Genomic DNA, 22,004 nt, shown 5'->3' with positions numbered 1-22,004 from the left:
TATTTATAATTGAACTTTGTTTCAGCTTGTTGTTTCAAAAAATATGGCGCGCCCGAGAGGAGTCGAACCCCTAACCTTCTGATCCGTAGTCAGACGCTCTATCCAATTGAGCTACGGGCGCATTCTATATATTGTTCTTCTTGGTGCGGCCGAGAGGACTTGAACCTCCACGGGGTCGCCCCCACTAGGCCCTCAACCTAGCGCGTCTGCCATTCCGCCACGACCGCATTTTTATGGTGCGGGTGGAGGGAGTCGAACCCCCACGCCGTAAGGCACTAGATCCTAAGTCTAGCGTGTCTGCCAGTTCCACCACACCCGCAAAAAAATGGTGAGCCATGAAGGATTCGAACCTTCGACCCTCTGATTAAAAGTCAGATGCTCTACCAACTGAGCTAATGGCTCTTAAAATGGCTGCCCGAACTGGATTCGAACCAGTGCATGACGGAGTCAAAGTCCGTTGCCTTACCGCTTGGCTATCGGGCAAAAAATGGCGGTCCGGACGGGACTCGAACCCGCGACCTCCTGCGTGACAGGCAGGCATTCTAACCAACTGAACTACCGGACCATATAGATGGTGGAGGATGACAGGATCGAACTGCCGACCCCCTGCTTGTAAGGCAGGTGCTCTCCCAGCTGAGCTAATCCTCCGAATATGTTATGTAAGTGGTGACCCGTACGGGATTCGAACCCGTGTTACCGCCGTGAAAGGGCGGTGTCTTAACCACTTGACCAACGGGCCATGAAATGGCGGAGAAGGAGGGATTTGAACCCTCGCGCCGCTTACGCGACCTACACCCTTAGCAGGGGCGCCTCTTCAGCCACTTGAGTACTTCTCCGTTTGGCTCCACAGGTAGGATTCGAACCTACGACCGATCGGTTAACAGCCGATAGCTCTACCACTGAGCTACTGTGGAACGATATGTTTTTCTTTCAGCGACAAAAATTATTATATTACATTTGTTAACTAGATGTCAACATTTTTTTATAAATATTTTTATCGGCATTTTGTTTGCCGTCATCTCAACGACGCTTTTATAATTTAACATATTATCAAAGGTAGATCAACACCCCTTGTTAATATTTTTTCAGGACGTTTTTTGCAGTTTCCCTTTACACTTACCACAGACATACTTCGCCGTATTAATCCGTCGCTTTCGTTTGTAAATGAGCCCACACTGCTTGCATGTATAGAAATGATAAACCGTTGTTTTCTTCGCTGATGAGAGTGGGGTGCAATAACGAGGTGCTCCTACTTCCTTCATTAATTGTTTAAAGTCTCGGTCACGATGCTTGTACCCTTTACCAGCAAGATGCAGGTGATAATGCACGAGTTCATGCTTGATAATCCCAACCAATGCTTCCTTCCCCTGCTCATCAAGGTACTTTCGGTTAATTTCAATGTGATGTGAACGCAGCATATATCGGCCGCCTGTCGTTCTCAACCGGTGATTGAAGTATGCTTGATGTGCAAATGGCAAACCAAAGTACGTCTCAGAGATTTCCTCGGTTAATGCTTGAAGCTCGGCATCATTCATCGTTACCCTTCCTTTTCTTCACCAAACAATTCAGCGTGCAGAAACTTATGTAGTTGTGATATTATAGCACATTTTATCCGCTGTAAGCATACAATTTACAATACCTCATCTTGGAAAGGCGGATAAAGGGGGTTAGCTTATGCCTATTTGGTTAATTAATCAACTGACGCGAGCATTTAAAGAAAAGGATTGCGGGCAAATTCGTCTACTTAATCAATGTTGGTTTTTCTATAGAAAAAAACACTGCTCATAAAGCAGTGCTTATTCTGGAGAAAGCATCGTTAATGCAACTCTTCCTTTATTCTTATCTACATCATCAACCCAAACCTTAACAATCTGTCCTACCGAGACAACATCTAATGGATGTTTCACGAAGCGTCTGCTTAACTTTGAAATGTGCACAAGACCATCTTGTTTTACACCTATGTCAACAAATGCACCAAAGTCAACAACATTTCGGACGGTTCCTTCTAACTCCATCCCTTTCGATAAGTCTTCGAGTGTTAAAATATCTGTTCGCAGCAATGGCTTTGGCACATCATCGCGCGGGTCACGGCCTGGTCGACTCAAGGCATCCACAATATCCTGAAGTGTTAATTTCCCGATTTCTAGCTGCTCTGCTGTACCCGCGATATCAATTTGAGAAAGCTGCTCTTTCAATTTCTCTGTACCTAATTCATTCACCGTACAACCAAGCTTATGTAACAATTGTTCTGTTTCCTTATAGCTTTCAGGGTGAATAGGTGTGCGGTCTAATGGCTGTTCACCTTCTAAAATACGCAAGAAACCGATACATTGCTCATATGTTTTCGGGCCAAGGCGAGGTACGTCTTTCAATTGTTTCCGATTACGGAAATGTCCAATTTCTTCTCGCTTCTTCACAATATTATTTGCAGCTGTTTTCGTAAGGCCAGCTACATATTGCAATAAGGAGGAAGACGCCGTATTCACATTCACTCCAACTTGGTTTACAACTGTTTCTACAACAAAGGTGAGTGATTCATTCAAACGCTTCTGCGTCACATCATGTTGATACTGGCCAACACCGACAGACTTCGGATCAATTTTCACTAATTCTGCAAGAGGATCTTGTAGTCTTCTTGCAATGGAGACCGCGCTCCGTTCTTCCACCTGAAAATCAGGAAACTCTTCCCTTGCAAGATCAGAAGCCGAGTAAACACTGGCGCCCGCCTCATTTACAATAAGGTAGAAAATTCCCTCTTCCATCTCTCGCAAAATATCCGCTACAAAGGTTTCTGTTTCCCTTGAAGCTGTTCCATTCCCAATCGCAACAATTTCCACGCCAAACTGCTGAATAATTGCCTTGATCTTCTTCTTCGCTTCACTAGCCTTCGAAACAGGTGGATGCGGATAGATGACGTCAATCTTTAACACTTTCCCAGTTGCATCTACAACAGAGAGCTTACAACCCGTTCGATATGCCGGGTCGACGCCAAGCACAACCTTCCCTTTTAATGGTGGTTGTAGTAGAAGGTGACGTAAGTTTTCTGCAAAAATATGTATAGCTTGCTCTTCCGCCTTATCAGTTAATTCATTGCGAATCTCTCGTTCAATCGACGGTTGAATTAATCGCTTATAACCATCTTCAATTGCTTCAATAACATAAGGGGCAGTCGGAGAGTTCGGATATTTAACAAACTTGCGCTCTATTACGTTTACAATTGATGCTTCATCAATAGCAACAGAGACTTTCAAAGCACCTTCTTTTTCCCCGCGATTCATCGCTAACACACGGTGCGGCACTACCTTTGAGACAGGCTCTTCATACTCATAGTACATTTCGTAAATTTTCTTCTCGTCTTTCTCAGTATCTTTTGCCTTCGTTTCAAGCTTCCCTTGTTTAAATGTCTTCTCACGAATCAGCTGTCTCGTTTGTGCGTCATCAGAAATTTGCTCCGCAATAATGTCCTTCGCTCCATTTAAAGCATCTTCAACAGAAAGTACTTCTTTTTCATCTGATAGATATTTCTTTGCCTCTTCTTGCGGATTACCTTCTTTCGGCAACTTAAACAGCCATTGTGCGAATGGTTCAAGGCCTTTTTCCTTCGCAACCGTGGCACGCGTACGACGCTTTTGCTTGTAAGGGCGATATAAATCCTCTACTTCCTGCAGCTTCGTAGAAACTTCAATAGATTTCTTGAGCTCATCTGTCAGCTTTCCTTGCTCATCGATTAAGCGAACAACTTCTTCTTTTCGCTTCTCTAAGTTCTGTGCATATTGCCATTTCTCCATGATATCTCTAATTTGGACTTCATCAAGCCCACCGGTTTGTTCTTTTCGGTACCGGGCAATAAACGGAACGGTGTTTGAGTCTTCAAGTAGATTTATTACTTCTTGAATTTGTTTTTCTTTTAATTGAAGTTCTTGCGCGATTGTCTTTATCGTCACTGATTCTTTAATCGTTCTTCGCCACCTTTTTCACATATATTCACAATAAGTCTATTTTATCAAACTTCTTCAATGGAAAAAACTTTTACCATGAAGCACTAAAAAAGAGTTTTCTATCGTTAAAATAGAAAACTCTTTTTTATGAGGAATGGATTTTTCCAACGATGAAGGTTGTATCATCAAGTCCTTCAGCAACGTATTTCTTCAATTCTGTCGAGGCGACTTCAGGTGAAGTCATTTTCCAAATCACTTTCTTTAACGACTTTAGCTGTAAGCCATCAGAATGGATAAGAAAAGTAGAGTCCTCCTCATACGCTATCTGTTGAACCGGGATATCTACTGGACGTCCTGAAAGGTAACCACTCTTCGGCAACGGATAGGTGATTTTACCTGTAGGCGAATAAAGAATGAAGCGTATATTTCCTACAGAGCTATAAACGATCTCACGCTTTTCATAATCAACTTTCAAAAGACCGAGGACTGCACCACGCTTTCCAGTCAAGGTTCGATTGCATTCTTCCATGATGGTTTGGACATCACCTGAATGGCATCGTTTCACTACCTGTATAGCTGCTTCGGATGACTTCTTTGCTTCTGGCCCGCTCCCAAGCCCATCCGCTACAGCACATACAAAGTAACCTTTTGTCTCAACCATAAAGTAACTGTCACCACAACATGTTTGCCCTTTTTTCGCCCGCTGATAAGCTGCAATATCCACATTATCGTATTTTTCGATAATCATTATTCAATACACTCCTGCGGTTCAAGTCGAATCGCTTCACGAAGTTTCTTAAGCGCACGCCGCTGCAAACGAGAAACGTGCATTTGTGATATACCTAGCATCTCACCAGCTTCTTTTTGACTCATATTTTCAAAGTAGGTGTATTGAATAATTGCTTGCTCACGTTCAGTCAGTACTTTAAATGCCTTCTGAAGAATTAATCTTTGATCAGTCGTCTCAAAGTTCTCATCTTGGTTACCGACAAGATCAAGCAACGTAACTGTACTTCCTTCTGCATCCGCTTCAATCTTGCTGTCTACGGATAATGCTTGATAACTCTTACCCATTTCCATCGTTTCGAGAATTTCCTCTTCTGTAACCCCAAGGTGTTCAGCGATTTCATATACTTTCGGTGAACGCTGCAAGTCAGTCGTTAACTCTTCTACAGCTTTCTTAAGCTTTGGACCTAGTTCCTTAATCCGTCGTGGAACATGAACACTCCATGTCTTATCACGTATAAAGCGTTTAATTTCACCAATAATGGTCGGAACCGCAAACGATTCAAATGACTTGCCAAATGTAGAATCATAGCGACGGATCGCCGCAAGAAGACCGAGCATACCCACTTGTACTAAATCATCGTGAATGCTCTTTCCACGTGAGTACTTTCTCGCCAGTGATTCAACTAAGCCTTGATATTGTGTAACAATCTTTTCTTGAACCTCAGCCTTATTTCGGTCATTTTGGAAATCCTCAATCCATTCATAAACCTCTTTTTTATTTGGTTTGCGAGGTTGAGATTGTGTCGCCACTATGCTCCACCTCATCTCTGTTTAAATACTTGGTCATGATTACAATCACGCCTGAATCATCATTGATTTGCAGTTTATCCATCAAGGTATCAATCAAAAATAGACCTAACCCACCTTCCCGCAAATCTTCAAGTGGTGATTCAGCATTGTATGGACCTGTCTTCTTTCTCACCTCTTCTGAATCAAAGCTTTGACCATGGTCGGAAATAATAATTTCTAAACGATCTTCATAGCTACTAAAGCCAACAAGGACTTCTCCTGTCTTTTCATCTTCTTTGTATGCGTGTTGGATAGCATTTGTAGATGCTTCTGAAACCGCTACTTTAATATCCTCAATGTCTTCGTATGAAAAGCCCATTCTACTAGCTATACCCGAAGAGGTTAACCGTACAACCCCTACATATTCAGCTTTGGCAGGAACCTTCATCTCTACATAATCGACGGTTTGTTTCATTGCGTTTCACCTCTTGGGCTAGTTTCGATATCCATGACTTCATTCAAACCGGTGATTTGAAACAATCGTTCAACACGATCGGTCATTCCATGTAATTTAAGTGTGCTATTATGCTTACGACTAGATTTTAATGCGCCAATAAACACACCTAGCCCGGTACTATCCATATAATCAACACCGGCTAAATTAACAAAAATATCGACGCCTTCTTCTTCTGTTAAAGGAATAAGCGACTCTCTTAGTTTTGGAGCTGTATAAGCGTCTACTTCTCCAAAAACACTTACTTCAATTTGAGAATCATTATGAATGATATCAACTTTTAAATTCACGCTCAGCGCCCCCCTCAACTTTTTTACGTACTCTTGGGATTCCCTCTTTCTTTTATTTTAAACCTTCCGTCGAATAATCAATAATGTAAAGTCATCCCGCAGTTCAAAATCCTGTAACTTTTCTAATTCTTTGTAAACATTCTCAACAATTTGTTGCGCTGGGAGATTGATGTACTTTCGAATCAAATCTGCAATTTGGGATCGATCAATGAACTCTTCTCCAGAACGACATTCTGTAACACCGTCTGTAAGAAGGACGACCATGTCATTCGGCTTAACATCTCGTTGATACTCTTTGTAAATCGTATTCCGAGATACACCTAATACAAGACCCTTCGCTGCTAATTCTTCAAATTCATCATCTTCTGCATGATAATAAAAACCTGGCTCATGGCCAGCTGAAGAATAAGAAAAACGATGGGCACTTGGGTCATATATCCCGTATAGCATTGTAATAAACATACTTGGGTCAACGTTCTGCTCTACTACACGGTTTAAATTTTCTAGGATTGCTGCAGGCTTCATGCGAGTTTCTGGCAAGCTATCCATTGAATACTTAATCATCGACATACATAGTGCCGCCGGAATGCCTTTTCCGATAATATCTGCTATAGCTACACTTACCCTATCTTTCTCATCTTGAACAAAATGAAAGTAATCGCCGTTCATTTTCTTAGCAGGCACGCTAAGCGCACCAATATCCATTGATGAAACAAAAGGGGTTTGTGATTTTAATAATGTGCGTTGCATGTTTGCCGCGACTTCTATTTCAGATTTCAATTCCAGTTGTTGGTTTCGTAAGCTCTGATGTTCCTGATAAGCCATACCATATTCCATCATCACTTCTAACAGAAAATCAAATGAGTCGCGCACACTTTTTTGCATTTCAGGAAAGATTTCTTGAAGAGCTAAGATATGCATGTTGATTACTTCTTCTGGTGATGTCTTTTGCTCTAATGCTTTTCTGCTGAAACGTTGAGCGCGATATAAGGCAGTCTCATCTTTACGCTCTAAATAGTCCTCTAATATACTTTTATATGTTTCCATAGTTGTCTGCTCTTCCACAGTAACCCCCCATATATAAAGCAGTTGCTCATTTCAACTATCGACGCAACCACTTATAAACGACAATTTCTGTACCTTTATTTAAAGCAGATTCGATCGTAAAGTCATCCATTAAACGTTTTACACCAGGCAAACCTGATCCAAGCCCGCCTGACGTAGAATATCCATCTTCCATCACTCTACGGATATCTTTGATGCCAGGTCCTGCATCAGAAGCAACAATCATTAAACCGGGTCTCCCGCTATCATGGGCAGGTTCAATACAAATCTTTCCTGCTCCTGCATATAAATAAATGTTTCGTGCTAACTCTGAGATCGCAGTGGCTACACGCGCTTGATCAACACTTCCGAAGCCAAGCTCTTTTGCAACGTTTCGTCCTAATTGCCTCGCCGCTACAATATCCCATTCTTTTTGTATATTCACACAGGACTGGTGGTTCATTTTCTAATCCCCCAATTCCTGTTTCAATTTATCCAACCCCTGCTCTAAATCTAATGCTGTTGGAACGTCACGTAGATAGATTCCTAAATCAATTAATGTAATAGCAACAGCAGGCTGGATACCTGTTAAAACCACTTTAGCGCCTAAAAGGTTCGACATATTGACAACATCCCCTAAAACTTTTGCAATGAATGAGTCGATCATGTCAATTGATGTTAGATCAATTACTACACCTTTCGCGCCAGTCTCATGAATTTTGTTCAGTAGGTCTTCTTGAAATTGTAAAGCTGTTTGATCATCGAGTTCCCATTGAATAGATATGAGCAAATACTCATGTAACTTCAATATCGGAATCCTCATTGTTCACCCTCCCCCTAGTTGAGACTCGTTAATTTTCTATTTGTAATCTCCAATGCGCTCTCTATTCCTTTTTTCATCGTGTTCTTTGTAGGGAACTGGCTCAAATCAATTCCTAGGTTAACAATTGTTTGTGCAATTTCTGGGCGGATTCCCACAAGGATTGCCTGGGCACCAATTAAACGCACAGCTTCGACTGCTTGAATAATATGATGAGCAACCATTGTGTCCACAACAGGAACCCCAGTAATGTCAATTAAAACAACCTCTGAACGATGTTTTACAGCACCATCTAACAAGTTCTCCATAATTAATTGGGCACGCTCTGTATCAATTGTCCCGATAAGAGGCATGACAGTGATGTTATCAAATAGCGGAATAAGTGGTGATGAAAGCTCTTGAAGAGCATCTTTTTGCAACGAAAACGTATTCTCCCATGCTCCTGTATAACTTTTCACCATTTCATTAACGATTGGGTCGACAAGATCGTCTACTTTCTTCATCATTTGAAGAGGCTTATGACTGCCAAACCCTTTCTCTGATAGAAGTTCCAAGAGAATATGACGGACAAGCTGAAGCCCTTTTGTTATATATTCGAGATGCCACCCTAAACCCATGACCTTTTCGGAAAATTCAACCATTTTAGGGCGATAATCTTCACCGTCTAAAATAATTGACTGTAAAACCAGCTCAATAAATTCTCTATTTGTTTCGGTCTGATCATGGTCCACAAACCGATTTAACGCGCTTGTTTTTTCATATTTTGCAGTTTCGTTCATCCATTTTTCAACAATTACTTCATAATTATCATTTATAATTTCTACGATAAAAGAACGCATTGGTCATCTCCTCACTCAAAATAGGTTTTTAATCATTATTTCATTTTTCCAGATATCTTTCAACGAATACACCTAGCACCCTATCCAAAGAATAACAAAAAGAATCTGCAAAAAAACTTCCGCTGAATGTTTACCTCCAACCAAAAGGTGGAAATGAGCATGTGAGATAAGCTTAGCACGTTCTTCATTAGCAAACCCGCAGAATCTCATTCTTTTTTTCCTACAGAATAAAGAATACGTCATAATTTGGATTTGAATCAAATAAAAAAAGCTGCTTAAATAAGCAACTTTTTCGTCATGAACCTTATTCTAGAAATCAATTAATCCGATGCTAATTTGAAGCGCGTCATCCACTCGACTCATCATACCATCATCGAGGTGGGTAATCTTATCCGTAAGACGCTGTTTATCAATCGTTCGTATCTGCTCTAACAGAATGACAGAATCACGCTCAAACCCATAACGTTTCGCATCGATTTCCACATGTGTGGGTAATTTAGCTTTCTGTATCTGAGCAGTAATCGCCGCCACAATAACAGTAGGGCTGAATCGATTACCGATGTCATTCTGAATGATTAAAACAGGGCGAACGCCTCCTTGCTCTGAACCAACTACAGGAGAAAGATCAGCAAAATACACGTCGCCGCGCTTAACTATCAAACCCTTACACCCCGCTTACTAAGCGGTCTAAGGTGTGGTCTGCTTCCTCCTCGGCAAGAAAGGCTTCTGAAGCAATATTAAGATTGATTTTTGCCATTTCCATATAGCCACGTCGCATTGACTCGCGTATGTGACGCTTCTTACGCTCTCGAAGATACTGTTTCGTAGCTTGGTAAATGAAATCACTCCGACTTCCGTCTTCTTGTTTTAGAATGAGATCAAGCTCATTCACTAAGCTCTCTGGTAAACGTACCATAATTTCTTGAGTATTAGCTTCGGACACAAACGTACACCTCCACCACAACTGCACGCCAATTTTTTGTTATGAAAACCCACTATTCATCATACCATCGCTGGAGAACGATTGCAAAGCTATTTTAGGCTATATACCGCGTAGAATTAAGCATCGGATTTCAAAATTCAACGCTTCCCCAACAGGCAGTTATTTCAAATTAAATACATGTGACGATGCCGAACAAACTCTTTCACAATGTATATTCGCTAATCAATTCAGAATTCCTTCAACTAAATAAAAATATTTCAGGTGGAAATTTTTTATGCTATTTCAATTATTCTCGAAAATGTATATTTTATACTTCAATGGAAGAGTCCCTTGAAATTTTTGAAAAAGACAGGCCCTAAATGGACCTGCCTTCACAATAGGATTACTTCATTGCCTGCCCTTGGACAGAACGTGCAATTTCGACCATTTCATCTTGTGTTAAATCTTTTGAAGCTAAATAATAATCAACACCTTCAAATGACCAAGACAATGTGCGGTCTGTCATCGCTCCAATTGCAAATCCTAAATCAACCGGTTCTCCTTCAGCAGAAACTAGGCTTCCTGTTTGCATTGCAATTGCTTTTTCTTGATATAAGGTAAACGATTTATCTCCACCATAGGTAAGCACCATGCGCTCACCATCTTCTGTCTCTACCTTCTTCTCTTCAACCAAACCCACACCTTCTGGCAAATTCAACGGATAGAGTATTTTAAATTCTTTGTTAGTCGGTTGAGCCATTGTCGGTGCATCTGTATCCAATTGCGCCCCAGTCATATTTCGTTGCACATCAAAGGCGCCTTCGTCATAAGACGGATTAAACTTAAAGTTAGTAAAGTCAACTTGGACAAGCGGCGTACGGTCTTGGTCCATCACCTTCACCATCACAGGCATAAGTGAATCCTTTGAAAGCGTCACTTCTTGATATGGAAGTGTTTTATTATTTTGATAGTTCGTCTTCGTTTCAAAGATATAATGTTTTTCATCTGATTTAAATTTTGCATCTTTATCATTTAAGATATCACTTACAAGCGATTCATACAGGTACGTTTGGCTACTATTTTCAGGCCACTCGCTTTGGAATCGAAAGCTTTTATTCAAAGCAGGTGTTAAAACAAATACACCTTCATCATTACGGATGATCATCTGGTTTTGTTTCTTTTGTTCATGATTCAGAACAACACGGTAATAGCCCTTTTTCTTGTGCCAAATTTCTAAATCATAAGATTGAGGCTCTTTTCCAATATCAAGTGTCATCTTCGCCTCTGTCTTGTAACCCGTCATCTCTTCCATCTTCTTCTCAAGCATTGAGGTAACATCCTCTTGTGACTTCTCACCACAACCTGCCAGTAAAATCCCTACTAATAAAAATAACGAAAACAAAATCAATCGCCTTTTCACATTATCAGCTCCTTTGTCTCATATCGACGACAAAGAAGAGAACAAGTGCATGCTAACAGCTTGCATCAAATGGTTTTAATACATGTGGTAAAGCTTCAATCAAATCAGTTGCCATTACATCAAGCTTCGAATGCTTTTCCTCAATAAGCCAATCAGCTGCTTTTCCATGTAGAAAAACGGCGTTACTTATTGCTTCCTGGATATTGGTTTGTTGAAGAACAAATGCAAGAACAATGCCTGTAAGCACATCTCCTGAACCACCCTTTGCAAGAGCAGCGTTACCGGTTGTATTAATATACTGGGCGCCTTCTGGTGTTGTTACAATGGTGTATCTTCCTTTCAGTACAAGATAGACACCATTCTCTGTAGCAAATTGTCGCGCTACTTTGAACCGATTCTGTTCTACATCTTTTACAGAGAGACCTGCTAGACGAGCCATCTCCCCAGGGTGTGGTGTCAGAATCGTTGGATGAGAACGTAATTGAAGGTGCTCCAAATTGGCTGACAGGTGATAAAGTGCATCCGCATCTAGTATTAAAGGAGCGGCTACATTCTCAAGCAATCCTTGTATAAGCTTCTTAACACCCTCTGTCCGCCCAAGCCCCGGCCCTGTCGCTACTGCATCAAATTGTGCTAAATCAAATGAATGTTCTCCTGTCGTTCCCCCCTGATTAGATGGAAGAGAATGAAACATCACTTCCGGCAACTGCGATGCTGCAATCGGCTGTACATTCTCAGGAACAGCAGCACTCAGAAGACCCGCTCCGCTCTTAACAGCCGCTTTTGCTGTCATGACTGCTGCTCCCGACATTGCCTGCGAACCAGCGAAGACGATACCTTTTCCATAAGTACTCTTATGAGAGTCATCACTTCTTCTAGGGAAAGTGCGCTTCACATCTTCGCTCGTCCAACATTTCCGTTCCGTTTCTATTATTGTTAATGCAGAAGGCGGTATGCCAATATCCACGACTTTCACTTCTCCATAGTAATCGGCATGCGGGAAAACGAAAGCACTTGTTTTCGGATACTGAATCGTCACAGTTAAATCTGCTCGAAAAGCAGCTTCAAAAGGAACCTCACTATCTGCCGGCACACCACTTGGTATATCAACAGCTATTCTCATTGAATCTAGTCTGTTGCATGTATGAATGATTTCTGCATACGGCTCACGCAAACGACCTTTCACACCAATACCAAGCATTGTATCAACAATACAGTCAGCTCCTATTAACTGTTGATTCAGCCGATCCGCTCCCTCTACCTCATATTCATGTAACCGATAACCTGCTTGCTCATAAATATGATAATGTTTGAGCGCATCACCTTTTAACTTCTCAAGAGGCGGGATAAGCCATGACTCCACCAGAAAGCCGCGACTCTTTAATGTTCTTGCAATAACAAAGCCATCCCCACCGTTATTCCCGGTACCAATAAGAACAACAATCCGTTTCTCCTTGCCTACTACTCTTTCAATAACATCCGAGACAGCACGTCCAGCATTCTCCATTAACGCAATACCAGGAAGTCCAACCTGTTCAATTGTCAAGCGATCCATTTGATACATCTCGTGCGCGGTTACAACATGCACTTGAGTTCCCTCCTACCCGCAATAGAAATATATGTGAGAAAAGATGCTGATATGCAGACGAGCTTGCCAAGCTTTACTCATTTTTTTCTTCAATAATGACTTGAGCCGCTGCATACTCTTGACTATGAGTGATTGATACATGCACAATTTCTTTCGATTTATGATATAAAATAGGCTTACCATACTCATTATTTAAAATTTCAATATCTTGAAAGCTCAAATTTGCTCCTATTCCTGTTCCGACGGCCTTTGCATAGGCTTCTTTGGCAGCAAATCGGCCAGCTAGAAATTCTACTTTTCTGTGACCTTCTAATTTCTGAAACTTTTCTCGCTCTTGATTCGTTAAGATCCTTAATACAAACCTTTCTTTCTCAACCATTCGTTTAATACGCTGTAGTTCGACGATATCCAAGCCGATTCCTTTAATCATCCTCATTCCACCTAACTTAACTGTTTAATAATTGATTTGCTTTGGGTACACTGTTTATCACGAAATCATTTTATTTTATAAAAGGAGATTAAATCATGTTTGTTCGCACAGAAGACTTTCGCTCTTTTCTTCGATTATACCCTGTTGTGTCATTGATTACAGGCTTGAACCTTTTTCTATGGATTTATACAACCTTTTTTCCTGGGGGCGGTTATGTTCTGCAGCAGTATATCGGTTCAAATGCTGCAGTTGCACAAGGGGAACTTTGGAGGTTAGTTACACCAATCTTTCTACACGGGAGCTTTACACATGTACTATTTAACTCTTTTTCATTTGTTTTATTTGGTCCAGCGTTAGAACATATTCTCGGAAAATACAAGTTTATCACTGCTTATTTAGCAACAGGAATCGCAGCAAACATTGCAACCTTCTTTCTTTCTCCGCCGTACCTGTATCATTTAGGTGCTTCGGGAGCGCTGTTTGGTTTGTTTGGTATTTACCTTTATATGGTTCGTTATCGTAAAGACCTAATCGATTCGGCGAATTCACAAATTATTATCGCCATTCTTGTTATTGGGTTAGTAATGACCTTTGCTAGACCGAACATTAATATGGTCGGCCACATATTTGGTTTTATTAGTGGCGCATTGCTCTCTCCATTGTTTCTCGGTCGCCCAAGAAAACAGCAATCATTTAATGATTATGAAATCACCTTCAACCCAAACCGCTGGAAGAAACGACAGGGAAACAGCCGCAATATCTTTTGGGTCGTCTTAATTGTCCTTGCGCTAATCGGCTTCATCAGTAAGTTTTTATAGCGTATAACTCCGCCCTTTTTCGCACAAAGCGGCTGCCATTCATGGCAACCGCTTTACTTTATTCGAAAACTCGCGCCGTCAATGATTTCCACAGATGGCTCAGCTCGCAACTCCTCCATCAAGCGAAATAAAGCGTCATCCTTTTTCTTCGCCTCAATCATACAGTCAATCTCTGACACACTCCCCTTAACACCCTGCAAAAAATCCAAAAACATTTTCGGATCAACATAATCAGCATGCGCCCGGTATTCACGTTCATTTCTCGGGCTTGAAATATGAATTTTAATCGGAAGTGGAGAACGTTCCCACGTTTGAACAGCACGTTCCCAATGACTCTGCCAGGATGGGTCGTCATAATGAGCCAAATGATGGTGATAATCAAATACAAGCGGAATTTCGAGCTTTTCACACAGATATAAAGTATCTGTCATCGTAAATGCTGTATCATCATTTTCAAGCATAACCATTTGCTGCAGCTTCTGCGGTACATGACCCCAATTATAAATAAACTGCTCAAGTGCTTTTTCCCTGTCGTTATATGCACCGCCAACATGAAGAACACAGCGGTGCCTTGGGTCGATCCCCATTCCTTGCAACAAACCTCTATGCATAAGCAAAGTTTTAATAGATTGATTTAAAATCTCAAGCTTCTTTGAAGTAAATAGAACGAAATGGTCGGGATGAAAATCAATTCGCATCGGATGACGCTGTAGAAAGTTACGAATTTCGTTTAACTCCTCTTTTAATGGCTTTAAGTACTGCCAGCCTTTTAAGTCCTCATGGTTCGCAAGTGGAATCAGCCGAGAGCTAAGTCGAAAAAAAGAAATATCGTGGGCTGCATTGTGCTTTAGGAGACGGAGACAATTATGAAGATTTGACTTGGCAATCCGCTCAAGCTTTCGAACCGCCGCTTCCTTATCTGCTATCTTTTGAAATTGAGCATGAGTCATCGTTTGAGATGGTGAACAGTTTTGCAAATGAACACTCATTGCTACATAACCGAGACGGACAACCGTCATGAAAATCAACCTTTCTCTCTGACTTTCACTTAGTATGCCCAATTAACCTGCTTTAATTGTCACTTTCAATTTCTCCTTTTCCTTCATCAGCTGCTTATTTATGATTGTTGTACAATTTGGGCACCGCACCGCCTTTGTAGGAATGGTTGAATAGCAATATGGACATTCCTTCACTACAAGAGAAACAGGCACCTTTCGAATGCGATTCATTTGTTTTATGACCATAAATGTAACGAACGAAATAATCGCAAAGTGGATAACCGAATCAATGAAAACCCCATAATTAATCGTTAACGCTCCCGCCTCTTTCGCTTCCTCTAATGAATGGTACGTCCCACCCGAAAGAGTTAGAAAAAGCTCGGAAAAGTTCACCTTTCCAAGAAATAAACCAAGCGGAGGCATTAAGATGTCTGAAACAAGCGAATCAACAATCTTTCCGAAAGCAGTACCGATAATCACGCCAATACCCATATCCACAACACTGCCTCGTACAGCAAATTCCTTAAATTCTTTAAGTAGCTTCACACGCACACCTCCACAAAAACTCCACTTACCATTATGTATAGTTGAAATGTGGACGGTCATGCATATCGGATTTTTTGCATAAAAAAATACCGGATAGTCCTATACCCGGCATTTTATCATCAATTAATTTGATGGACGACGTCTTCTTTTGTCGTTTCGATTATTTCCGCCTCTTCCTTTTCGGTCAGAGCGGTTGCCTTGGAAACGGCGTTTGTTGTTTCCGCCTTTTCCGCCTTTTCCTCCACGAGGGCCACGGTGTTTCTTCGTTGGAAGTGGACCTTCAGAAGTTAACTTTACAGGCGTTGTGTCAGGCTCTTTAATCAGTACTTTAATTGCTGCAGCAAGTACTTCATTTACATCATAAGAGTTTGTAAGCTCTTGAACGGCATCTTCGTAACGAGTTAAATCTTCGTTTTGAATCGCCTCTACTAGCTGGTCTACAACCATGCGTTGCTGACCGATAAGCGCATCTGAGAAAGACGGCATTGTTTGTGGAGTCATCTTACGCTTTGTCTTCTGCTCAATATTATGCAGATGCTCCATTTCTCTTGGCTCTACGAAAGAGATTGCCATTCCTGTTTTACCTGCGCGTCCTGTACGTCCAATACGGTGAACATAGCTTTCAGGGTCTTGCGGTAAGTCGAAGTTGTATACATGTGTTACACCGGAAATATCCAAACCACGTGCTGCTACATCTGTTGCAACAAGAACATCGATTTGACCATTTTTGAAACGGCGAAGCACGTTCATACGCTTTGATTGCGTTAAGTCGCCATGAATACCTTCTGCTGAATAACCGCGAAGCTTTAAGCCGTCAGATAATTCATCAACACGACGCTTTGTACGACCAAATACAATTGCTAATTCAGGTGCATGGATATCAATTAAGCGTGTTAACGCATCGAATTTATCCTTTTCTTTTACTTTCATGTAAAGTTGCTCGATACTTGGAACTGTCATTTCTTTCGCTTTCACTCTCACGACTTTCGGGTCGTTCATGAATGTTTCAGCGATACGTTGAATTGGTCCAGGCATCGTTGCTGAGAATAGCATTGTTTGACGCTCGACAGGCATTTCCTTTAGAATAGCCTCAATATCTTCAATAAAGCCCATGTTTAACATTTCGTCAGCTTCATCTAAGACAGCCATTTTAATTTGGTCTAAGCGGATTGTTTTACGACGGATATGATCCAGAAGACGTCCAGGTGTACCTGCAATGATTTGCGGGCGCTTCTTCAATGAACGAATTTGCTGGCGGATATCTTGTCCACCATAGACAGGAAGAGTTTGAAGACCTTTGCTACGGCCAATCTTATTTAACTCTTCTCCAACTTGAATTGCTAACTCACGAGTTGGTGCAACAATAATACCTTGTAATCCACCATCACGATCAATTTTATCCACTAACGGAATTCCGAACGCTGCTGTTTTGCCCGTTCCAGTTTGAGCTTGTCCAATAACGTCCATTCCTTGAAGACACAATGGAATTGCTTCTTCTTGAATAGATGTTGTTTCCTCAAATCCCATATTATGAATCGACTTAAGTGTCGTTTGACTAATTGCTAAATCAGAAAATTTCCCCAATTTATTCATACTCCTTTAGAAAACATTAATCTCATGTTTTTTGGCATTAGATTTCATTGTAGCACAGGACTGTCACAACCGCAATTAAAGTTTCTTGATTTACAATTTAACAGAGGTGTGATTAAATATCCCAAACAATACTACGATAAGGAATTGATCTTAAATGCCAAAGATAAACCCTTATTTTGCACTACTAATCGGCGTGCTGGCTGTCTCAACATCTGCGATTATTGTGAAGCTAGCTTCTGCTCCGGCCGCAATTACCGCAGCTTATCGGTTACTGTTCACAGTCATTCTGATGCTCCCGGTGATCATTTTAAAATATCACCATGAACTTAGCAACATCAATAAGAAAGATTGGCTCTATTCTGCTCTAGCTGGTGTATTCCTCTCTTTTCATTTTATCCTTTGGTTTGAGTCTTTAAACTATACATCTGTAGCTAGTTCTGTTGTTCTTGTTACGCTTCAACCAATTTTTGCATTTGCAGGTACTTTCCTTTTCTTCCAGGAACGCCTACGGTTAAGTGCAATTTTAAGTGGCTGTTTAGCAATCGGAGGAAGTATTCTCATCAGCTGGGGCGATTTTCGATTAAGTGGAGCTGCCTTGTTTGGTGATATTCTAGCCTTAGGCGGGGCAGTAATGGTAACTGCCTACTTCTTAATTGGACAAAATATTCGAAAGCGCCTGTCGCTTATGACGTATACCTTTCTTGTGTATAGTTTCAGCTCATTTACACTAATCCTTTATAGTGTGTATAACGGTTATGCATTTTTTTCATACCCTCTGAAAACTTGGTCCTACTTTTTGTTATTAGCAATAGTTCCTACATTACTCGGACATACATTATTTAATTGGACACTTCGTTGGTTAAGTACGTCGGTTATTTCTATGAGCATTCTGTTCGAACCTGTAGGTGCTTCTATCCTTGCCTATTATATCTTTGGTGAGAGGTTAGTATGGACCCAATGGATCGGAGGTTTTCTCGTCCTATTAGGCATGTTTCTTTTTCTACTATTCAACAGACAGCCATCAGTTTCATCGCCAGCAAAAAGAGCCCGCTCACTATAATGGGCTCTTTTCTAGTTTAACGTTTGTTTCACGGGAAACAAATATTTTTAAAATTTAAACTTTTTAACGGTATGGTTTAATTCATCAGCGATATCAGCAAGCATGGCAGCCAAAGAAGATACTTCTTCAATCGCCGCATTTTGCTCTTCAGTAACCGCAGCCACGTGCTGAGTATGGTTTGCTGATGATTCAGAGATTTCGCCTACGACCTGGATTTTGTCAACCAAACCATTTGCACCTTCTCGTACTTGATAGATATAAGTTGAAAGTGACTTCATTTGTCCTGTTACTTCATCAACAGCTTTCGTAATGTCGACGAAAGAACCTCCAGCCTGTTCAACGAGGTCCGTGCCTTCTTTCACAGCGCTTCGCCCTTCACCCATTACTTTATTAGCATTTCCAATTTCCTCTTGTACAACAGCAATCAATTGACCAATTTGTGAAGCAGCATTTCCTGACTGCTCAGCAAGCTTTCTCACTTCATCTGCCACCACAGCAAATCCTTTCCCATGTTCCCCTGCCCTAGCAGCTTCAATTGATGCATTTAAAGCTAGGAGGTTTGTTTGATCGGCAATAGCAGTAATCATCGTAATAATCGATTCGATTTCATTTGATTTTTCAGTGAGCAACTCTAACATTTCTGCTGCTTCTTTTGTATGTGTGTTAATTAAGTTGATTTGATTAATAGCAGTGTGAATGACCTCGTTTCCATTCTTAGCAGTTGAAGAGGCAAATTGAGTAGACTTACTTGCATCACTTATCTTCTCGGTAATTTCTTCAACATGCACAGCCATTTCAGATACATCTTCCTTCGCCTCGTGCATGTTTGTTAATTGCTTATCCGCCCCACTTGCTACCTCATCCATCGCAACGCTAATCTGCTCACTTGCTTTTCTTGTTTGGTCCGTGTTTGCCATCAACTCTGAAGATTCATCAGCAACTGTATTGGAAACTTTCGATACATAGCTAATCATTTCTTTTAAATTTGTCGTCATTTTATTAACATCAGTTGCCAGCAAGCCAACCTCATCCCGATTCTTCACAATGAGCGGCTCTCCAGTAAGATCGCCATCTGCGACACGGTGAACTTGTTTTGCGATTCTATATATTGGTTTTGAAATATGTTGAGAGAATAGAATAATGATAATAACGCCAACAATCAATGCTACTCCTAAGGTAATGAGCAGTGCGTAAAGAATTTTATTTGCCTGCTTGTTAAAATCCATCATATATGTCCCTGCTGCGACAATCCAATCCCAATTCTCATTATATTCAGCATAAGTAACCTTAGGCGCCACCTTAGAATCGTCATTCGGAAGAGGCCATTCATAATAAATGAACCCATCTCCATTTAATGCCGCATCAGCCACAACTTGACCGACCTTTACCCCGTTCGGGTCTTCCGTCTCCCAAATATTTTCACCCTCCAAACTAGGATGCGCTAACAACTTCCCGTCCTTACTCATCACAAAAAAGTAACCGTTTTCACCAATGTCGATACTTTTATCAATTTCTCGCTTTCCATCATCCTTTTTATTCCCTAATATTTGCTGCTTCACCATTTCCTTAGCTTCATCAAGGGACAAATCCCCACTCTCAACCTGAGAATCTAATGAATCAATTAACTTCATAGCCATTCTAACGTCGTTCTGCAAGCCAACAGCGCCTAAATCATCAAGACTCTGCTTAGAACTTGTATAAGCAATGTTCCCAATCACCAAACTCGGAACTGCTAACAGAAGCATGGAAACAATAATTAATTTTGTACGAATGTGATACTTCATAAACCAACCCCCCATCCCATTAAGACCAAACCCTACTTTTCCTTCCTTTCATCTTCCACTAGGTCATTTAACTTACCTATATTAATAAAATAATACTAGATATTTGCCATAATTTCAAAATTTTCTAACTTGTTTATAGAATAAAAAAATAGAGTGCATGCTTTTTAGCATACACTCTATTTTTTAGTATGACCCGTACGGGATTCGAACCCGTGTTACCGCCGTGAAAGGGCGGTGTCTTAACCACTTGACCAACGGGCCGTTGGCTCCACAGGTAGGATTCGAACCTACGACCGATCGGTTAACAGCCGATAGCTCTACCACTGAGCTACTGTGGAATATTATGGTGGGCCTGAGTGGACTCGAACCACCGACCTCACGCTTATCAGGCGTGCGCTCTAACCAGCTGAGCTACAGGCCCATAGTTAGGCGCTTGCATAATCTATGGGGCAATCACATATGTATATAAATGGAGCGGGTGATGGGAATCGAACCCACGACATCAGCTTGGAAGGCTGAGGTTTTACCACTAAACTACACCCGCACTTCTAATAGTTTACATGGTGGAGGGGGACGGATTCGAACCGCCGAACCCTGAGGGAGCGGATTTACAGTCCGCCGCGTTTAGCCACTTCGCTACCCCTCCATATAAAGAGAGAACTTTATAAAATTATGGTGGCTCGAGACGGAATCGAACCGCCGACACGAGGATTTTCAGTCCTCTGCTCTACCGACTGAGCTATCGAGCCAAAATATATGGCGGAGGAAGAGGGATTCGAACCCCCGCGGGCCGTAAAGCCCCTGTCGGTTTTCAAGACCGATCCCTTCAGCCGGACTTGGGTATTCCTCCGTATATATATGGTAGCGGCGGAGGGGATCGAACCCCCGACCTCACGGGTATGAACCGTACGCTCTAGCCAGCTGAGCTACACCGCCATAATATAATAAATGTATTTCAAGTGGAGCCTAGCGGGATCGAACCGCTGACCTCCTGCGTGCAAGGCAGGCGCTCTCCCAGCTGAGCTAAGGCCCCAAATAAATGGTCGGGAAGACAGGATTCGAACCTGCGACCCCATGGTCCCAAACCATGTGCTCTACCAAGCTGAGCTACTTCCCGTTTTTATGTAATAGAAACTTACCAAACAAATAAAATGGCGCGCCCGAGAGGAGTCGAACCCCTAACCTTCTGATCCGTAGTCAGACGCTCTATCCAATTGAGCTACGGGCGCAAAAGTTGGAGCGGAAGACGGGATTCGAACCCGCGACCCCCACCTTGGCAAGGTGGTGTTCTACCACTGAACTACTTCCGCATTTTTAAAGAATGTTTTTAAGTAAAATGATGCGGGTGGAGGGAGTCGAACCCCCACGCCGTAAGGCACTAGATCCTAAGTCTAGCGTGTCTGCCAGTTCCACCACACCCGCAAAAATATAAAGTTTTCTAAGAAAACCTGGTGCCGGCCAGAGGACTTGAACCCCCAACCTACTGATTACAAGTCAGTTGCTCTACCAATTGAGCTAGACCGGCATATGGTGGAGGATGACAGGATCGAACTGCCGACCCCCTGCTTGTAAGGCAGGTGCTCTCCCAGCTGAGCTAATCCTCCAAAAATATCGCCTGGCGGCGTCCTACTCTCACAGGGGAAGAACCCCAACTACCATCGGCGCTGAAGAGCTTAACTTCCGTGTTCGGTATGGGAACGGGTGTGACCTCTTCGCTATTGCCACCAGACTATGTTTCTTGTTCCTTTTCTAAGGGACAAGAATTATTATACACATTTCACAAAGAAATGCAATAGTTTGTTTGAAGAAAATATTTATTCCTTCAAAACTAGATAACACATGAAACAGAAGTGTGCAGTGCGTTTGTGATGATGCACGCTGG

General features: G+C 41.7%; 22 protein-coding genes, 25 tRNA genes and 1 rRNA gene. 3 read left to right on the top strand and 45 right to left on the bottom strand.

What is annotated here, in order from left to right:
- Positions 1–44 precede the first annotated feature (44 nt).
- From LC040_18085 to LC040_18035, 11 genes are all read right to left on the bottom strand, one after another.
- A tRNA-Arg gene (locus tag LC040_18085) sits at positions 45–121 on the bottom strand.
- 20 nt (positions 122–141) lie between these two features.
- Positions 142–227: transfer RNA gene (locus tag LC040_18080), tRNA-Leu, on the bottom strand.
- Positions 228–234: 7 nt separating this feature from the next.
- A tRNA-Leu gene (locus tag LC040_18075) sits at positions 235–319 on the bottom strand.
- 7 nt (positions 320–326) lie between these two features.
- Positions 327–402, bottom strand: a tRNA-Lys gene (locus tag LC040_18070).
- Between the two features lie 6 nt (positions 403–408).
- Positions 409–483: transfer RNA gene (locus tag LC040_18065), tRNA-Gln, on the bottom strand.
- A gap of 5 nt (positions 484–488) precedes the next feature.
- Positions 489–565, bottom strand: a tRNA-Asp gene (locus LC040_18060).
- Between the two features lie 7 nt (positions 566–572).
- A tRNA-Val gene (locus tag LC040_18055) sits at positions 573–648 on the bottom strand.
- A 16-nt stretch (positions 649–664) separates the two neighbouring features.
- Positions 665–739, bottom strand: a tRNA-Glu gene (locus tag LC040_18050).
- Positions 740–745: 6 nt separating this feature from the next.
- Positions 746–836 (bottom strand) — tRNA-Ser (locus tag LC040_18045).
- 3 nt (positions 837–839) lie between these two features.
- Positions 840–914 (bottom strand) — tRNA-Asn (locus LC040_18040).
- Positions 915–1,085: 171 nt separating this feature from the next.
- Positions 1,086–1,535, bottom strand: coding sequence for a SprT family protein (locus LC040_18035; protein ID WLR51066.1), 450 nt, complete (start codon positions 1,533–1,535; stop codon positions 1,086–1,088).
- 139 nt (positions 1,536–1,674) lie between these two features.
- Here LC040_18035 and cmpA point away from each other — a divergent pair, with 139 nt between their 5' ends.
- Complete coding sequence (gene cmpA, locus LC040_18030) at positions 1,675–1,788, top strand: cortex morphogenetic protein CmpA (GenBank protein WLR51065.1); 114 nt, start codon at positions 1,675–1,677, stop codon at positions 1,786–1,788.
- 8 nt (positions 1,789–1,796) lie between these two features.
- Here cmpA and LC040_18025 read toward each other — a convergent pair whose 3' ends face one another.
- The 14 genes from LC040_18025 to acpS form a co-directional block, all read right to left on the bottom strand.
- The gene (locus tag LC040_18025) at positions 1,797–3,944 is read right to left on the bottom strand and encodes a Tex family protein (GenBank protein WLR51064.1); all 2,148 of its coding nucleotides are present in this window, start codon (positions 3,942–3,944) and stop codon (positions 1,797–1,799) included.
- A gap of 139 nt (positions 3,945–4,083) precedes the next feature.
- Positions 4,084–4,686, bottom strand: coding sequence for a PP2C family serine/threonine-protein phosphatase (locus LC040_18020; protein ID WLR51063.1), 603 nt, complete (start codon positions 4,684–4,686; stop codon positions 4,084–4,086).
- Positions 4,686–5,477, bottom strand: coding sequence for an RNA polymerase sigma factor SigB (gene sigB, locus LC040_18015; protein ID WLR51062.1), 792 nt, complete (start codon positions 5,475–5,477; stop codon positions 4,686–4,688). The genes LC040_18020 and sigB overlap by 1 nt, the downstream gene beginning before the upstream one ends.
- The gene (gene rsbW / locus LC040_18010; protein WLR51061.1) at positions 5,443–5,931 is read right to left on the bottom strand and encodes an anti-sigma B factor RsbW; all 489 of its coding nucleotides are present in this window, start codon (positions 5,929–5,931) and stop codon (positions 5,443–5,445) included. Before rsbW ends, sigB begins: the two co-directional genes overlap by 35 nt.
- Complete coding sequence (locus LC040_18005; protein WLR51060.1) at positions 5,928–6,260, bottom strand: anti-sigma factor antagonist; 333 nt, start codon at positions 6,258–6,260, stop codon at positions 5,928–5,930. Before LC040_18005 ends, rsbW begins: the two co-directional genes overlap by 4 nt.
- A 57-nt stretch (positions 6,261–6,317) precedes the next feature.
- Complete coding sequence (locus LC040_18000) at positions 6,318–7,307, bottom strand: PP2C family protein-serine/threonine phosphatase (protein WLR51059.1); 990 nt, start codon at positions 7,305–7,307, stop codon at positions 6,318–6,320.
- Between the two features lie 55 nt (positions 7,308–7,362).
- Positions 7,363–7,767 (bottom strand): anti-sigma regulatory factor, encoded by a 405-nt coding sequence (locus LC040_17995; protein WLR51058.1) that lies wholly within the window; start codon positions 7,765–7,767, stop codon positions 7,363–7,365.
- A gap of 3 nt (positions 7,768–7,770) precedes the next feature.
- On the bottom strand, positions 7,771–8,127 hold the full coding sequence (locus LC040_17990) for an STAS domain-containing protein (GenBank protein WLR51057.1): 357 nt from the start codon (positions 8,125–8,127) through the stop codon (positions 7,771–7,773).
- Positions 8,128–8,141: 14 nt separating this feature from the next.
- Entirely contained in the window at positions 8,142–8,963 is an 822-nt protein-coding gene (locus LC040_17985) for an STAS domain-containing protein (protein ID WLR51056.1), read from the bottom strand.
- A 309-nt stretch (positions 8,964–9,272) separates the two neighbouring features.
- Positions 9,273–9,623 (bottom strand): type II toxin-antitoxin system PemK/MazF family toxin, encoded by a 351-nt coding sequence (locus LC040_17980; GenBank protein WLR51055.1) that lies wholly within the window; start codon positions 9,621–9,623, stop codon positions 9,273–9,275.
- A gap of 4 nt (positions 9,624–9,627) precedes the next feature.
- Positions 9,628–9,906 (bottom strand): antitoxin endoai, encoded by a 279-nt coding sequence (locus LC040_17975; protein WLR51054.1) that lies wholly within the window; start codon positions 9,904–9,906, stop codon positions 9,628–9,630.
- A 382-nt stretch (positions 9,907–10,288) separates the two neighbouring features.
- The gene (locus LC040_17970; protein ID WLR51053.1) at positions 10,289–11,305 is read right to left on the bottom strand and encodes an outer membrane lipoprotein carrier protein LolA; all 1,017 of its coding nucleotides are present in this window, start codon (positions 11,303–11,305) and stop codon (positions 10,289–10,291) included.
- Positions 11,306–11,357: 52 nt separating this feature from the next.
- Positions 11,358–12,893 carry an NAD(P)H-hydrate dehydratase gene (locus tag LC040_17965; GenBank protein ID WLR51052.1) on the bottom strand — a complete coding sequence of 512 codons (1,536 nt, stop codon included), beginning with the start codon at positions 12,891–12,893 and terminating at the stop codon, positions 11,358–11,360.
- A 73-nt stretch (positions 12,894–12,966) separates the two neighbouring features.
- Positions 12,967–13,323, bottom strand: coding sequence for a holo-ACP synthase (gene acpS, locus LC040_17960; protein ID WLR51051.1), 357 nt, complete (start codon positions 13,321–13,323; stop codon positions 12,967–12,969).
- 95 nt (positions 13,324–13,418) lie between these two features.
- Between acpS and LC040_17955 the strand changes: the two genes are divergently transcribed.
- Positions 13,419–14,141, top strand: a complete 723-nt coding sequence (locus LC040_17955) for a rhomboid family intramembrane serine protease (protein WLR51050.1) — start codon at positions 13,419–13,421, stop codon at positions 14,139–14,141.
- Between the two features lie 53 nt (positions 14,142–14,194).
- Here LC040_17955 and uvsE read toward each other — a convergent pair whose 3' ends face one another.
- The 3 genes from uvsE to LC040_17940 all read right to left on the bottom strand — a co-directional run bounded on the left by uvsE (position 14,195) and on the right by LC040_17940 (position 17,269).
- The gene (uvsE, locus tag LC040_17950) at positions 14,195–15,160 is read right to left on the bottom strand and encodes a UV DNA damage repair endonuclease UvsE (GenBank protein ID WLR51049.1); all 966 of its coding nucleotides are present in this window, start codon (positions 15,158–15,160) and stop codon (positions 14,195–14,197) included.
- 42 nt (positions 15,161–15,202) lie between these two features.
- On the bottom strand, positions 15,203–15,631 hold the full coding sequence (gene mscL / locus LC040_17945; protein ID WLR53332.1) for a large conductance mechanosensitive channel protein MscL: 429 nt from the start codon (positions 15,629–15,631) through the stop codon (positions 15,203–15,205).
- 177 nt (positions 15,632–15,808) lie between these two features.
- Positions 15,809–17,269 carry a DEAD/DEAH box helicase gene (locus tag LC040_17940; GenBank protein ID WLR51048.1) on the bottom strand — a complete coding sequence of 487 codons (1,461 nt, stop codon included), beginning with the start codon at positions 17,267–17,269 and terminating at the stop codon, positions 15,809–15,811.
- Between the two features lie 163 nt (positions 17,270–17,432).
- On the opposite strand from LC040_17940, the gene LC040_17935 reads away from it, so the two are divergent.
- Entirely contained in the window at positions 17,433–18,338 is a 906-nt protein-coding gene (locus LC040_17935) for a DMT family transporter (protein WLR51047.1), read from the top strand.
- Between the two features lie 47 nt (positions 18,339–18,385).
- Here the strand turns inward: LC040_17935 and LC040_17930 are convergent, their stop codons facing one another.
- The 17 genes from LC040_17930 to rrf all read right to left on the bottom strand — a co-directional run bounded on the left by LC040_17930 (position 18,386) and on the right by rrf (position 21,851).
- Positions 18,386–20,122, bottom strand: coding sequence for a methyl-accepting chemotaxis protein (locus LC040_17930; protein WLR51046.1), 1,737 nt, complete (start codon positions 20,120–20,122; stop codon positions 18,386–18,388).
- Positions 20,123–20,311: 189 nt separating this feature from the next.
- A tRNA-Glu gene (locus LC040_17925) sits at positions 20,312–20,383 on the bottom strand.
- Positions 20,384–20,385: 2 nt separating this feature from the next.
- Positions 20,386–20,460: transfer RNA gene (locus LC040_17920), tRNA-Asn, on the bottom strand.
- A 6-nt stretch (positions 20,461–20,466) separates the two neighbouring features.
- Positions 20,467–20,543, bottom strand: a tRNA-Ile gene (locus tag LC040_17915).
- 49 nt (positions 20,544–20,592) lie between these two features.
- A tRNA-Gly gene (locus LC040_17910) sits at positions 20,593–20,666 on the bottom strand.
- Between the two features lie 17 nt (positions 20,667–20,683).
- A tRNA-Tyr gene (locus tag LC040_17905) sits at positions 20,684–20,768 on the bottom strand.
- Between the two features lie 27 nt (positions 20,769–20,795).
- Positions 20,796–20,871: transfer RNA gene (locus tag LC040_17900), tRNA-Phe, on the bottom strand.
- An 8-nt stretch (positions 20,872–20,879) separates the two neighbouring features.
- A tRNA-Ser gene (locus LC040_17895) sits at positions 20,880–20,972 on the bottom strand.
- 9 nt (positions 20,973–20,981) lie between these two features.
- Positions 20,982–21,058: transfer RNA gene (locus tag LC040_17890), tRNA-Met, on the bottom strand.
- Positions 21,059–21,082: 24 nt separating this feature from the next.
- Positions 21,083–21,155 (bottom strand) — tRNA-Ala (locus tag LC040_17885).
- 7 nt (positions 21,156–21,162) lie between these two features.
- Positions 21,163–21,239 (bottom strand) — tRNA-Pro (locus LC040_17880).
- A 35-nt stretch (positions 21,240–21,274) separates the two neighbouring features.
- Positions 21,275–21,351 (bottom strand) — tRNA-Arg (locus LC040_17875).
- A gap of 6 nt (positions 21,352–21,357) precedes the next feature.
- Positions 21,358–21,432 (bottom strand) — tRNA-Gly (locus LC040_17870).
- A 30-nt stretch (positions 21,433–21,462) separates the two neighbouring features.
- Positions 21,463–21,544: transfer RNA gene (locus LC040_17865), tRNA-Leu, on the bottom strand.
- Positions 21,545–21,571: 27 nt separating this feature from the next.
- A tRNA-Thr gene (locus LC040_17860) sits at positions 21,572–21,647 on the bottom strand.
- Between the two features lie 3 nt (positions 21,648–21,650).
- Positions 21,651–21,726, bottom strand: a tRNA-Val gene (locus LC040_17855).
- A 9-nt stretch (positions 21,727–21,735) separates the two neighbouring features.
- Positions 21,736–21,851: ribosomal RNA gene (gene rrf, locus LC040_17850) — 5S ribosomal RNA — on the bottom strand.
- Between the last annotated feature and the right edge of the window lie 153 nt (positions 21,852–22,004).

The sequence above is a fragment of the Bacillus tianshenii genome (genome assembly GCA_020524525.2).
Classification (GTDB): Bacteria; Bacillota; Bacilli; order Bacillales; family Bacillaceae_N; genus Bacillus_AV.
Note: the sequence above shows the minus strand (reverse complement) of the source record. Positions and strands in the feature narration are given on the sequence as shown.